Genomic DNA, 12,637 nt, shown 5'->3' with positions numbered 1-12,637 from the left:
ACGTGTTGCGACCCGATATGACCGCTGCGCTCATACATTCATGTCCGCAATCCACATCGCAGCAAGCGTCATCTTCTACCTCAAAGAATGAGTCCTGAGCCTAGATTGACACCTGGGGCGTGCGGACGGACGGGATCAATCCCTGCTGGAAGGTCAAACGCTACAAAGAGGTGAAGCGCGAACGTTACCTGACACCGGACGAACTGGCCCGCCTGGGCAAAGTGCTCCGCGAGGCGGACGGCGAGCCGGAAGCCGCAACCTGCATCCAGCTGCTGCTCCTGACCGGGTGCCGTCTGGGGGAAATACAGACGCTGAAATGGGACTATGTGGACGCCCGAGCGGGCGTCCTGCGCTTGCCGGATTCCACAAGGTCGTGCCCATAGGCAAAGCTGCGGTGGACGTGCTGGCGGACATTCCCCGGATCGAAGGCAATCCCTATGTCATCACCGGCAAGGTGGAGGGGCAATATCTGACGGACATCCAGAAACCGTGGCGGCGGCTTCGCGCGAGCCGGGCTGGACACGCTGCGCATTCACGATCTGCGCCATTCCTTCGCATCGGACGCGCTCCAGCTTGGCGCGGACCTGACCATGATCGGGAGGCTATTGGGGCATACGCAGGTGCAGACAACCGCACGGTATGCTCACCTCAAGACAAGCTTTGTTCAAAAAACAGCGGATAAAGTTTCCCACGCCATCAACAAGGCGCTCTTTCCCTAATCGAACGACAAGCAATCAATTGACTTTTGCATGTTTGCATGCACACATGCACGCATGCAACCTCGACTGCCTGGCATTGTAACCACGCGCACGCGTTCACGACGAACAGGCGATAAAGAGCCTCTGCAAGTGCGTATTCCATCCGCTATCAAACGACAGTTCAAAGCACACGCAGCATTGCGTGGCATAGAGCCCAATGAACTGTTTGTTGAAATCTGGGCTACATATGAAGCCTCACTACACTCTACGTTGCCAGACCGAAAGATACAAAAGTGATCGACAGTAACCCGACTAGCCCCATCTTAGATTTTCAAAAAGAGCTAGCAGGAAAGCGTTTTGGAACGGTGCTTGCAGATCCTCCGTGGCGATTCACGAACAGAACTGGGAAAATTGCGCCTGAACATCGCCGTCTTTCACGCTATGAGACTATGAGCGTTGAAGAGATTTGCGCGTTACCAGTATCTTCTCAGATGGAAGATACTGCTCATCTATATCTCTGGGTTCCAAATGCTTTACTTCCCGATGGACTTGAAGTCATGCGTGCCTGGGGCTTCAATTATAAGTCAAACATAATATGGCACAAACTTCGCAAGGACGGGGGAAGCGACGGAAGAGGTGTAGGTTTTTATTTTAGAAATGTTACGGAGATACTTCTTTTCGGAACCAGAGGAAAAAATGCCCGTACTCTTGCTCCCGGTCGGAGTCAGGTGAATTATATAGGCTCCCGTAAAAGAGAGCACTCACGAAAACCAGATGAGCAATATTCTATCATTGAAAATTGCAGTAAAGGTCCGTTTTTGGAACTCTTTTCCCGAGGTACGCGCAAGGGATGGACTACATGGGGCAATCAGGCTGACGGCGATTATGAACCCACTTGGGATACATATTCTTACAATTCCGCCACAGATCAAAAAGCTGCTTCCAATTTTGGTCGCTAATTATCGGAGACAACAGCATGTCTGAAGATATTTGGCTTCCAGGTAGTTTTACTAAGAATTTCTCGTGGGGAAAAGACCAAGGACTGCGTCAGCTCTACGAGAATATTCGTATAGGTTTTGATAATAAACTAGAAGCAGTCCCGCGAGATGTTTATAGAGAGCGGGTAACCGGTGCAGGGCGACCCGATTTTATTCCACTCAACTTCTTTTTATTTAATACAATAAAAAATGGAGTTGACTATCTTGCGATAGACGAGTTGGTATTTCAAGCTCTTACTTCCGAACACTCAGAACGATTTGATAAATTGGCCTTATTTGCCTTTAATTTCAGTTATGCAGGCACATGGAAAGGGGCTCGTACAGGTCAACGATACCCTGCCTTATGGGCTAAACATTACATAATTGATCGTGTCTGCAAAGATTATCATTGGGACACAACTAAGATCAGCGCAGAAGATATTGAGGATTTTCTAAAAAAATCACTACAGTTCAAGGCTAAAACGTACAGGAAAATTTCAACAAATTTAAACTTTATGTACGAAATCGGTGGAATAAATGAGTATAAAACAAAAAGAATAGAAAGGTGGTGGGTTGATGCTCTTTTTTTAGCTATAGATAGAATAATATCTGATTTGGAAAGCAAAAATAACACCCAGCCCACAGAAAATACCCTCCCAAATCTATTACTTAAGTCAAAATTCCTTGAATTAACGGGGGTCTCCTCTCCAGAGAAAAGTTTTGCTATGGCTCATCTCATGAGCCTATATTTTATTTGCGCAGGTCTCAGTCGCTTTAATTCAGAAAGTGTCAAAGAAAAAATTTCGGTTGTTTTACCAGACTACCACTATCACACACCCAATGACCCCCGTCCCCAGGGAGCCTTGCATCCAACAAATCCACGTATTCTCAAGACGATACCACGAGATTGCGCCGAATTAGCCAAGAAAGTTGGTTTTGAAATAGTACAAGCTGACGATCTCGATTCTTTTAACCCTACAAATTATATTAATGAAAGAGCAAAAAATGCTGTGAAAAAATTAGAACAAAAAAATATAAAACCAACCATGTCAGCCGAAGAACTACACAAGCTTACGAGGGGAGAATGACTGCTTTTTTTGACACAAGCGCCGTTATTGCATTAACGGATCCCAATAATCATCATCATTCTTGGGCTATGTCAGCCTTTACTACTCAACAAAATGAAGGGCCCATAATAATAAATGACGTTGTATATGCAGAAATTTCAGCGGGAATGGCAGATCAGCTATCAGTAGATACAATAATTTCCACATTTGGCCTACAACGCGCAGCAAGAGACAATGCTGCTCTTTTTCACGCGGGACGATGTTTTAAAACTTATAGACATCAGAACAAAGGTCCAAAAAATAATGTCTTATCAGATTTTTTTATTGGGGCCGCAGCATGCTCTTTAAATGTACCGTTAGTAACGGCCAATCCAAAGGATTTTAGAAGCTATTTTCATGGACTGAATATTATTCATCCCAGTGGGAAAGAAATAACTCCATAATTAAATTATGCAATACATAAAAAAATTATATCAAGTAATATATGAAAATAATCATGCTTCTTTGTCATTTGTGGACAGAAGATCGGAAGCTTCAATTCCCAAAGCTCGCGCCAGTCGGTCCACCACCTCAATGGATGCCGCATACTGGCGCCGTTCCACCGAACTGATGTAGGTCCGGTCGATCTCTGCGAGATGGGCAAGCTCCTCCTGCGATATCCCGCGTTCACGCCGGTATCGTTTGAGGTTTTCTGCCAGAATCTCCTGTATATTCATACGGAACAGGGCAGCCTCTTGCAGAGTATTTAACCACGGAGTATTCTCTACATTCCCAAGCGGACACTAATACGCACGGCACCAACAGCCTTCCTCTTTCGTAGGATCATGAGCCTGCTATCCCATTCATGAAGTGAATCATGCGGTTACGTGATGCGACCTTTGCTCTATGCAGGCTCGTTCCGTTTCTGAAATCCTCGGCTTCTCACAAAATCAGCGACAAACGGACCTGATCCGGGAGGCCGCCCCATGCCGCTCGACGTCTGGCAATCAGAGACCGACCGTACTGCCCTCAAACGCCTGGATGAAGCCGGTTTCGCCGGAGCCTTCATGCGGCGCTGGGCCACCTATCGCAAGGATCACGCCGAAACGGCGCGGCTGATAGCGGCAGGCGCACCCAATCCCAACGCGGAATGGGATACCTTCTGTCAGCGCTGGAGGATACGTTTTCCCGCATAACCCGGAAATACCCGTCACCCGCCTGCCCTTCCCTCATGGCGGTCACTGGGCCATCCCCTGTTCGATCAGGCCGACCAACTGGGACGCGCCATCGTGATAGCGACGCCCTCGGCCACGTTCAGTCTTTCCCCTCATGGCGCAGCCACAGCCTGCCCGGCAGTCCATATCCCCGTTGATCCTTCCTATCGGCGACGAAGCGACGAGGCCGCCCGCTTCTGCGCCCATGTACTGGGCTATCGCCTGCCTGCACGCCATCCCCGCCGGATTACCCCGACACGCTGGCGGCAGCTTACCCTGCGTCTACATGCCTTCGATCTGGATGCGGCGGGCGCCAGCCTACGCGACATTGCGGCGAAACTGCTCGACCCGGACGCCCGGACCATGCCCGACGACATCTGGCGCGATTCCGCCTTGCGTACCATGGCCCGCACCCTGCGAGACGAAGGCAGCGCACTTGTTCATGGCGGATATCTCTCGCTACTGGACGGAATCTAACCACCCTCCTTTCCGGCCTTATTCTGCGCTTCGTTACGCTTTTGGGGTGGAGAAATTCGCGCACATCATTTCCTCCACTCCCAGACCGCCTCTTTCCCGTCAGCCTCCCCTTACCGGCTCAGCTTCGCACCCGAAGCAAGCCACACGCACAGGGAGGCTTTCATGACCGACATCCCGAAACCCAAAACAGGCGCACCCGTGCCACCAACACAACCGACGCCCGAGATCGCTGTACCAGCACGGCCGCTCACGTCTCCGGCCCGTATCCTGCGCCCCTATCTGCGTGGGGGCGAGGCCGCCGAACTGATCGGAGTTTCCATTCGCACGCTGGAGAAATACCGCAGCATCGGTGGAGGCCCGCCGTTCCTGAAGGTTGGCTCGCACGTCCTCTATCTCCGCGAGGACGTGGAAGCATGGCTCCAGCGCCATCGCTGCCGCAACACTTCCGACGACAACTATGCCGCCGCTCTGCGTGAAATACCCTCGCGGAGGAACAGACCATGAGGCCGGACGATCCCAATCTGACCACGGTCGAACTGACCTTCATCGAAAAGCGTATCGAACACTGGATCAGGTTCGGCAGGCCGGTCTCCGACCGCGTGCTCGACAAGCGCCGCCGCCTGCTGAGTTTCATCCCCGGCAGCACATTCGGCTTCATCCGCTGGGCCTCCAATGATTACGGCACGGTCGTCTCCTGCCTCGCCATCGTGCGCACCGTGGAACGGGGCTCCGCCTTTCAGACCGTGCCCTTTGTCTGGCCCGGTGGTGACCTGCTGCTCGACGTATCGGGCTGGCCGCAGGTGAAGCATGTTCTGGAGGTGATCGACCAGATCGAACGCTTCGGCTTCGATCCCTGTGCGGTCTCCCCCGATCACTGGCGGCATGTCCATAACCGCGTTACTGCCGGGCAGGAACCTCGGCCCTACACACAGACCCTGCACGCGGCATGGCTGAAGCGTGCGAGGCTGGTGTCATGACCCGGCGCGCCTGGTTCTTTGCCACGTATTTCGTGGTGCTGACGGTGGGTGTGTCCGCCACCGTGCATGTCGCGCCCCGGCTGTTGTGGAACGAGACGGCCAGCGTGCCGGTCGGGCTGTATCGGGTGCGTCCCGGCAGCGCGCTGCACGTCGGGGATATCGCCGCGATCCAGTTACCCGACCGGCTGGCGCTGCTGCTGGCAAAGCGGGGCTATCTGCCGTTCGGCGTGCCCTTGCTGAAACCCGTCGCAGCATTGTCGGGACAGACCGTGTGCCGAACGAAACGCACCATCAGCATCGACAGTCAGGCTGTCGGCAAAACACTCGACAGCGATCATCGCGGACGCCTGCTGCCCGTCTGGCAAGGCTGTCATCGCCTCGCATCCGATGAGATTTTCGTCATGAACCCAACGGAACCGCGCAGCCTCGACGGGCGGTATTTCGGCCCGCTTCCCGCCGCGTTGGTGATCGGGCGGGCGGTTCCGCTGTGGCTTCCATTCCCTCATATCAATGGAGACCAGCCATGATCCATCTTGGCACGTTTACACATACGACCAACGGGTTTTTCGGGCAGATCACCACCTTCCTGATGGCTGACGATCTCTCCATCGTTCCGAACGAAAACCGCACATCCGAAAACACCCCCGATTATCGTGTCCTGCGTGGTCTGGAGGATGAGGCCGCGCAGGTTGGCTGCGCCTGGGTACGACAGAATGAGCGCTTCGGTCTGTGGCTTGCCGTGCTGATCGACGACCCGCTGTTTGCTTCTCCGTTGCGTGTCCGGCTGATGCCCGAGCGTGATGGTTCCGACAGTTTCCGGCTGATCTGGAACCGCCCCGATCCACGTCATGCCTCACGTTAAAAACGCGCTCGGTCTGGTGGCGGTTTACAGCGCGGTTGCAATGCCCATGCAGACTGCCAGCGCCGCGCCCTTCGATGCCTATGTCACCGAGGCCGCCACGCGCGCGAACATCCCGCCCGCTTGGATCACGGCGGTGATGCGCGCGGAGAGCCAGAGGGATGCTTCTGCGGTATCACCCAAGGGGGCGATGGGCCTCATGCAGATCATGCCGAGCACATGGCGGGAGCTTCGCGCGACGTTGAATCTCGGTGCTGATCCGTTTGATCCGCACGACAATATCACGGCAGGGGCAACCTATCTCCGATGGCTTCATGACCGCTACGGCGATGCGGGTTTCCTTGCCGCCTACAATGCCGGTCCCGGACGGTATGAGGAACTGCTGAGAACCAGTCGTGCGCTTCCCGACGATACAAAAAAATACGTCATAAGAGTTGTCCGGCTGCTGCGCGGAGAGTCGATTGGCGATCCGGTTTTCGACGCGAATTTTGCAGCGCGAACGCCACTCAAAATGCCGTCCGGGAGTCCGCTTTTCGTCGGCCCGTTTGCATCCCGAACCGTCGTTCAGAACGCGCCCGAGGTGATGCCGATTTTCGTTCAGGTGATGCGATCCACCGCTCCACCCCATGGCCTGTTCGTGCGCCTTTCGCAAAAGAGCACACCGTGACGTGGGATTTTCGGCATGAGCGGGGAAACCGGACATCCCATCGAGAGCGCTTCGGGTGTGCGTCGGGGGGTGTGCGGATCGGGAAACATGAAGGAAAGGGAAGGCAAGATAAAACGGCCTGCCACGTCGGACGACGAAGCGCGGTCGCGCTTCGTCTTCTTGTGTGCATGGCGGGTCGGTCGTGTGCAGGGTTTTGGATTCTGGCCTACTTTCCTGCGGGGGTTTCCTGCACAATAGGGTTGTGATGACCCGCGACGAGGATTTCCGCGTCCGTCCGGGCCGCATTCGGAGCAAGGGAAGCAGCGCCCGGCCTCGGAGCTTTCTAGCGCAGGTTCTCCATGCCTCCCGCCGCGCGGGTGGAGGGGATAGCGGCAGCCCCGGAAAGGGGAAAAATTACGGTCCGCGCTCCGGCCCTTCGACCTTCGGGCGAGGCCATTCCCGCTTTGGCAGAAGCCGCCTGTTCGACGCCCATCGCCGCGTCACCGTGAAGGCCCGCGTGGTGCGACAGACCGGGCGCGGCGCGCGCCCCGGATCACTGGCCGATCACCTCGCCTATCTGCGCCGAGATGGCGTCACCCGCGACGGCGAGAAAGCGCATCTGTTCGGGCCGGATGATCAGGAGGTGGACGCACAGGATTTTTCCGCACGCTGCAAAGACGACCGGCATCACTTCCGCTTCATCGTCTCGCCCGAGGAAGCACCGGAGATAGCGAACCTCGACGGCTTTACCCGCGACCTCGTGACGCAGATGGAAGCCGATCTCGGCACGCGGCTGGACTGGGCCGCCGTGTCGCACTGGAACACCGACAATCCGCATGTGCATCTGATCGTGCGCGGTGTGGATCAGGCCGGGGCCGATCTGGTCATCGCCCGCGACTATATCAACCACGGGCTGCGCTCACGGGCAGAGGATCTGGTGTCGCTGGAGCTTGGCCCGCGCACGGAGCATGAGATCAAAATAGCTCTGCGCCAGGACGTGACGGCGGAACGCTGGACACGCCTCGATGCCGAATTGCAGCGCCACGCCGATGATCTGCGCATCGTGGACCTGCGGCCTGAAACCGGGAGCGCTCATGACCTCGGGCAAAATGCGACGCATCGCGCCCTTCTCACCGGCAGGGCGCAGACCCTAGAACGCATGGGGCTGGCTACGCCGGAAGGACCGGGGCGCTGGTCGCTCGCGCCTGGCATGGCGGACACGCTGCGTGAAATGGGCGCGCGCGGCGACATCATCCAAACCATGCACCGCGCCATGACGGAACGAAGCCGGGATCGAGGGATGTCTCCCGGTGATTACGTGATCTCAGGGCGCGATCAGCCCATCGCCTTAACGGGGCGGTTGCTGGAACGCGGTCTGCATAACGAACTGACCGGCGAAGCCTATGCCGTGATCGACGCCACGGACGAGCGCGTACATCATGTCCGCTTCCCCGGCGTAGAAGCCTTCCGCGACGCCCTACCCGACGGCGGCATCGTGGAAATCCGCACTGCGACCGGCAGGACAAGCGGGAAGGATTATCTGGTCCTGTCCGCGCATTCCGATCTGGACCTTGCCGCCCAGGTGAAAGCGCCGGGAGCCACATGGCTGGATCATCGGCTGGTGGAGCGCCAGCCCATGAACCTCGCCCGCACCGGTTTCGGGGCCGAGGTGCGGCAGGCCATGCAGGAACGCACCCGGCATCTCGCGAATCGGGGGCTGGCGTCATTCCAGCAGGATGGGTCCGTCCGCTATCAGCGCAACCTCCTGGCCACGCTACGCCAGCAGGAACTGGATCAGGTGGGCGCGAAACTCGCGAAGGAAAGCGGGCTGGCTTATGAGCGCAGTATTCCGGGCAACTTCGTCACCGGCCAGTATGTGAAACGCCTCAGCCTGTCCTCGGGGCGCTTCGCCATGATCGACAATGGGCTGGGCTTTCAGCTTGTGCCCTGGGCACCCTCTCTGGAGAAGCAGCACGACCGGCATGTCGATGGCGTCGCCCGCAATGACAGGGAAGTCGACTGGCGACATGACCGCAAAAGCGATCTCGGGATCAGCCTATGAGCCACGCTGCCCGTTCCTTTTACGTCCTGGCCCGCCCCGATACGACGAGCACGATTTCGATCTTGTTTCTGAAAAATCCTTTGGTCACACCATGGCTTTTCATGGAGGGTTTCCATGCGTGACCGCCTGAACGTCTCCCTGCCCGTTGCCATGATCTCGCAGATCGGTGACCTTGCCGCACGTCGGAAGGTGACGCGCTCCGCCGTGGTGGAAGCGGCGGTCGCATCCCTGCTATCTCCCGACAGCGCGGAGAAAACCGAAGCCGCCCTGACACGGCGGCTGGACCGGCTGACCCGCCAGATGCAGCGCCAGGAACGTGACCTAATGATCGCGCTGGAAACGCATGCCCTGTTCATCCGCTTCTGGCTGGGACAGATGCCGCCCCTGCCCGCCGAAGCGCAGGCCGCCGCCAATCCGGCGGGGCAGGAGCGCTTCACCCGGTTTCTGGACACGCTGGGGCGACGACTGTCGCAAGGGCGGTCGTTCCGCGACGACATCCCGCTCGATATTCCCGCGATGCGTCAGACGTCACCGACACCAGAAAAAGAAGCGCCGTCCTCATGAGTTTGCCGCGCCAATTCGATAAAGTGGGTCAGAACAGGATCGCTTTCCCCATCCCGCCAGCACAAGGCGAGATCGAATGCCGCTGGGCCATCTTCATCCAAGACCGGTCGGAAGACGACGCCATCCATTCTGATGCCGGTAGCGCCTTCCGTCACGAGCAGAATCTTATCCCCGTGACGGACCAGTGCCAGCAACCGGTCAATCGCAGCGTCATGAAACATGATGCGCTCAGGCCGAATGCCATGCTGCAACGCGAGCTTGCGAAGCTCCATGCCTGCACCACGACGCGGGAGTGTCAGGAAGTAAGCTGACAGGCCGGACCACGTCACCGCTGCACGCGCCGCAAGAGGGTGATCCCGCGCAACAGCCGCCAGCACTCTTTCCGGCCCCAAAAGGATGGATCGGGTTGACCACCCCTCGCCCGCTATGACGATCGCGGCGTCGAGGCGGGAGGCCAGCACATCCCGTAGCAATCTCTCGCGCGTGCCATCCATGATCTGAAGGTCCACATCGGGGTATGCGGCCTGATACCGTTCGAACAGGTTCGCCACTACGCCTTGGACGAAAGACAACTGCAAGCCAAGGCGGAGACTGCCCACCACCCCATTATGCCGCAGACGCAGATGCAGCATGGCTTCGTCCATGCCCTCCAGCACTGAGGCGGCGATCTTCGTGAACGCCTCGCCCGTCGCCGTGAGCCGCGCACCCGTCCGCAGTCGCTCGAACAGAGGAATGCGAAGCGCGTGCTCCAGTGCCTGGATGGAGCGTGTCAGCGTGCCCTGATCAACCTCCAAGGCCAGAGCCGCCTGACGCAGGCTACGGTGTTCCGCAACCGCGATGACCCGTCGCAGATCGCGTATATTGAAGCCATAATCAGAAACTTTTCCGCGCATGTATCAGATGATCGACGGACACCATGGCTCTTCATAGAAGCTATATTTCCCGTTTTCTTTAAAAACTCGAATGAAGCCAGGAAAATTAAGATGCAAACCACCAACAAGTTCAGCGTTCGATGTAACCATATCAAGCGTCCGATGTCTTGTTAGGCAAGCCTCTACAGGGTCCACATCAAAAGCAATGGTGACATCTGGACACGGAATTTGAATATCGGGGAAGTGGACAATATCTCCCCATATCAAGAGACTGGAATCACCTGAACTAATCCGATAGCCCCCATGTCCGGGCGTGTGCCCCGGAAGCGGCACAAATTCTACGCCCGGCAGCACTTCCCCAGCGGCGACAAATCTTGTTCGATCACGATATGCCGCAAGAATATTGCGGGCAAAGAGCAACATAGGCCGTTTGTTTTCGGAAAAAAATGAAAAATACTGCGGGTCCGTCCAGAACTGGCACTCATCATGACATAGAATAAGCTCAGCATTCGTGAAGACCGGTTGTCCAGCCATTCCAACCATTCCGCCAATGTGATCGGGATGCGCATGCGTCAGCAGAACGGCATCAACATCTTCCGGTTCAATGCCCGCTACGGCAAGGGCCGAACATAGCCGTCCGCCCCAGCCGTTGAAACCGCCTGCGCCTGCGTCAATCAGCAGCGTTCTTGCCCCATCTTGAACGAGATAAGCACCAACACTCATCCGAGCTTCTGGAGGCCGGTGAGCGATCACCATCATGGCTTCCGCGTCCTGTATCGACACACCAGTCAAAAGATTAAAATCGACATCAAGGCAGCCGTCATTCAAAGCGGTTACGACCACGTTACCAATTCTTCGCCGATTAATACCGGCAGCTTGTTTTACGGGTAGAAGAGCCATATCGCTTCCTCACACAATAATAAATTTTCCTAACAACATGCCATACCGTCTTACATAATAACTTTTTAGGAGCATTATATGATTGTGATAATTAACTCAGGGTTTTTAATTCATGGATAGTCTGATGAGTATGCGTGTATTTGTAACAGCGGCTGAACTGGGGTCGTTCAATGCAGCAGCAAAAACACTTGGAATTTCAGCTCCAATGGTCGGCAAGCATATCAATACACTTGAAGATCATCTGGGTATCACGCTTTTTCACCGCACAACGCGACGAATGAGCCTAAGCGACCTAGGACGAATCTATTATGATCGCTGTGTATGTATTCTGAACGATATAGAAACAACAAATGCTTTAGTAAAAGAACTGAGCCATGATGTCAGTGGGACATTGCGAATGACTATGCCGGTTCTTTTTGGAAAACGGCTGATTGCTCCGATTTTATTTTCTGCATCAGAGAAATATGAAAATCTAAAATTAGAACTTTATTTTGATGATAACACGCCAGATATTTTGACTGAGCGTTTCGATCTGGCCATCCGAAGCGGTTTTTCGTCGATCAAGCAGGGGTTCGCTTCGCAGCATCTGATAAATTATCCGATGGTTGTTTGCTGCTCTCCCACCTTTGCCGAGCAACATATCATGAAAGACTTTTCTCAGCTCAAGGATCACGCAGGACTATTTTACAGTCGGTCAGGTCAGGTTCGCCCCTGGCGATTTCCAAAAGCCGACGGTAATATAACGGAAATAGTCCCTCGCTGTCGCCTAGTCCTAAATGACATTGAGGCTATTGCTGATGCCGCTGTAGCGGGTTTGGGAACTGCTTGGTTGCCATCATGGTTGGTGCAGGAACGCATCGATGCTGGGAAATTGGTACGAATATGCCCCGAACAAGAGACGCTGCAATTAAATTACCATCTAATTTGGCCAAAAACTCAATTGCTACCGGCGAAAACAAATGCCGTTATGGAAATGATACGTTCTTCTATCTGAGTTTGCCTAGCCGTCCTTTGAACTCACGGCAAGTTAATCACACTCTCAGGAAGCCGCGTTGCATCACAGATGCTTGAGCCGATTCGCGCCCTTCCCGGCCCACCAGCGCCGCGCTGCATGCGACGGCCCGCTACGCGTGAATTCTCCGCCGATTGATTCCTATATGATTCCAGTTGGTGCTCTGGAACGCCAAAAGGCCGCCCTTGGGGCAGCCTAAGCATTTGATATCAAATGGTAATTTTGGTTGCGGGGGTAGGATTTGAACCTACGGCCTTCAGGTTATGAGCCTGACGAGCTACCGGGCTGCTCCACCCCGCGGTGGTGTGAATGATGTTGGTTTTTTGGGTTATG

The 12,637-nt window shown here is 55.4% G+C and carries 18 protein-coding genes, 1 tRNA gene and 1 pseudogene; 16 read left to right on the top strand and 4 right to left on the bottom strand.

Annotated features, from left to right (window positions below; genetic code table 11):
* From HKD21_RS13940 to HKD21_RS13920, 6 genes and pseudogenes are all read left to right on the top strand, one after another.
* Positions 1-91 (top strand): annotated as a pseudogene (locus HKD21_RS13940) (IS5/IS1182 family transposase); the annotation flags it as partial.
* Positions 92-119: 28 nt separating this feature from the next.
* Entirely contained in the window at positions 120-383 is a 264-nt protein-coding gene (locus HKD21_RS14685) for a tyrosine-type recombinase/integrase (RefSeq protein ID WP_456305538.1), read from the top strand.
* 132 nt (positions 384-515) lie between these two features.
* Positions 516-719: a tyrosine-type recombinase/integrase gene (locus tag HKD21_RS14680; protein ID WP_457851954.1), complete on the top strand. Its 204-nt coding sequence runs from the start codon at positions 516-518 to the stop codon at positions 717-719.
* A gap of 272 nt (positions 720-991) precedes the next feature.
* The gene (locus HKD21_RS13930; RefSeq protein WP_215748080.1) at positions 992-1,657 is read left to right on the top strand and encodes an MT-A70 family methyltransferase; all 666 of its coding nucleotides are present in this window, start codon (positions 992-994) and stop codon (positions 1,655-1,657) included.
* Positions 1,658-1,674: 17 nt separating this feature from the next.
* Positions 1,675-2,763, top strand: a complete 1,089-nt coding sequence (locus HKD21_RS13925) for a hypothetical protein (RefSeq protein ID WP_194256210.1) — start codon at positions 1,675-1,677, stop codon at positions 2,761-2,763.
* Entirely contained in the window at positions 2,760-3,185 is a 426-nt protein-coding gene (locus tag HKD21_RS13920) for a type II toxin-antitoxin system VapC family toxin (RefSeq protein WP_194256209.1), read from the top strand. The genes HKD21_RS13925 and HKD21_RS13920 overlap by 4 nt, the downstream gene beginning before the upstream one ends.
* 51 nt (positions 3,186-3,236) lie before the next feature.
* On the opposite strand, the gene HKD21_RS13915 is transcribed toward HKD21_RS13920, so the two are convergent.
* Positions 3,237-3,458, bottom strand: a complete 222-nt coding sequence (locus tag HKD21_RS13915) for a helix-turn-helix domain-containing protein (protein ID WP_194256208.1) — start codon at positions 3,456-3,458, stop codon at positions 3,237-3,239.
* Between the two features lie 249 nt (positions 3,459-3,707).
* Between HKD21_RS13915 and HKD21_RS13910 the strand changes: the two genes are divergently transcribed.
* The 9 genes from HKD21_RS13910 to HKD21_RS13870 all read left to right on the top strand — a co-directional run bounded on the left by HKD21_RS13910 (position 3,708) and on the right by HKD21_RS13870 (position 9,520).
* Positions 3,708-3,917, top strand: a complete 210-nt coding sequence (locus HKD21_RS13910; protein ID WP_194256207.1) for a transcriptional regulator domain-containing protein — start codon at positions 3,708-3,710, stop codon at positions 3,915-3,917.
* 93 nt (positions 3,918-4,010) lie between these two features.
* Positions 4,011-4,412 (top strand): DUF2285 domain-containing protein, encoded by a 402-nt coding sequence (locus HKD21_RS13905; RefSeq protein WP_194256206.1) that lies wholly within the window; start codon positions 4,011-4,013, stop codon positions 4,410-4,412.
* A gap of 162 nt (positions 4,413-4,574) precedes the next feature.
* Positions 4,575-4,916, top strand: coding sequence for a helix-turn-helix domain-containing protein (locus tag HKD21_RS13900; RefSeq protein WP_194256205.1), 342 nt, complete (start codon positions 4,575-4,577; stop codon positions 4,914-4,916).
* On the top strand, positions 4,913-5,389 hold the full coding sequence (locus HKD21_RS13895) for a DUF2840 domain-containing protein (protein WP_194256204.1): 477 nt from the start codon (positions 4,913-4,915) through the stop codon (positions 5,387-5,389). The genes HKD21_RS13900 and HKD21_RS13895 overlap by 4 nt, the downstream gene beginning before the upstream one ends.
* Positions 5,386-5,916 carry a S26 family signal peptidase gene (locus tag HKD21_RS13890; protein ID WP_194256203.1) on the top strand — a complete coding sequence of 177 codons (531 nt, stop codon included), beginning with the start codon at positions 5,386-5,388 and terminating at the stop codon, positions 5,914-5,916. Before HKD21_RS13895 ends, HKD21_RS13890 begins: the two co-directional genes overlap by 4 nt.
* Positions 5,913-6,251, top strand: coding sequence for a DUF736 domain-containing protein (locus tag HKD21_RS13885; protein WP_194256202.1), 339 nt, complete (start codon positions 5,913-5,915; stop codon positions 6,249-6,251). The genes HKD21_RS13890 and HKD21_RS13885 overlap by 4 nt, the downstream gene beginning before the upstream one ends.
* Positions 6,252-6,291: 40 nt before the next feature.
* Positions 6,292-6,915: a lytic transglycosylase domain-containing protein gene (locus HKD21_RS13880; protein WP_228121517.1), complete on the top strand. Its 624-nt coding sequence runs from the start codon at positions 6,292-6,294 to the stop codon at positions 6,913-6,915.
* 244 nt (positions 6,916-7,159) lie between these two features.
* Positions 7,160-8,956 carry a relaxase/mobilization nuclease domain-containing protein gene (locus HKD21_RS13875; RefSeq protein ID WP_215748081.1) on the top strand — a complete coding sequence of 599 codons (1,797 nt, stop codon included), beginning with the start codon at positions 7,160-7,162 and terminating at the stop codon, positions 8,954-8,956.
* 114 nt (positions 8,957-9,070) lie between these two features.
* The gene (locus tag HKD21_RS13870) at positions 9,071-9,520 is read left to right on the top strand and encodes a CopG family transcriptional regulator (protein ID WP_194256199.1); all 450 of its coding nucleotides are present in this window, start codon (positions 9,071-9,073) and stop codon (positions 9,518-9,520) included.
* Here HKD21_RS13870 and HKD21_RS13865 read toward each other — a convergent pair.
* Both HKD21_RS13865 and HKD21_RS13860 read right to left on the bottom strand, forming a co-directional pair.
* Positions 9,478-10,413: a LysR family transcriptional regulator gene (locus HKD21_RS13865; protein ID WP_194256198.1), complete on the bottom strand. Its 936-nt coding sequence runs from the start codon at positions 10,411-10,413 to the stop codon at positions 9,478-9,480. The two genes, HKD21_RS13870 and HKD21_RS13865, sit on opposite strands and share 43 nt — an antisense overlap.
* Positions 10,414-10,416: 3 nt before the next feature.
* On the bottom strand, positions 10,417-11,292 hold the full coding sequence (locus HKD21_RS13860) for an MBL fold metallo-hydrolase (protein ID WP_194256197.1): 876 nt from the start codon (positions 11,290-11,292) through the stop codon (positions 10,417-10,419).
* Between the two features lie 124 nt (positions 11,293-11,416).
* On the opposite strand from HKD21_RS13860, the gene HKD21_RS13855 reads away from it, so the two are divergent.
* Positions 11,417-12,286: a LysR family transcriptional regulator gene (locus tag HKD21_RS13855; RefSeq protein WP_228121516.1), complete on the top strand. Its 870-nt coding sequence runs from the start codon at positions 11,417-11,419 to the stop codon at positions 12,284-12,286.
* Positions 12,287-12,527: 241 nt separating this feature from the next.
* Here the strand turns inward: HKD21_RS13855 and HKD21_RS13850 are convergent.
* A tRNA-Met gene (locus HKD21_RS13850) sits at positions 12,528-12,604 on the bottom strand.
* Positions 12,605-12,637: the final 33 nt, after the last annotated feature.

The sequence above is a fragment of the Gluconobacter cerevisiae genome, assembly GCF_015244675.1.
In the GTDB taxonomy this organism is placed as follows: Bacteria; Pseudomonadota; Alphaproteobacteria; order Acetobacterales; family Acetobacteraceae; genus Gluconobacter; species Gluconobacter cerevisiae.
The sequence above is the reverse complement of the archived record's forward strand: the minus strand, read 5'-3'. Positions and strand labels throughout refer to the sequence as shown.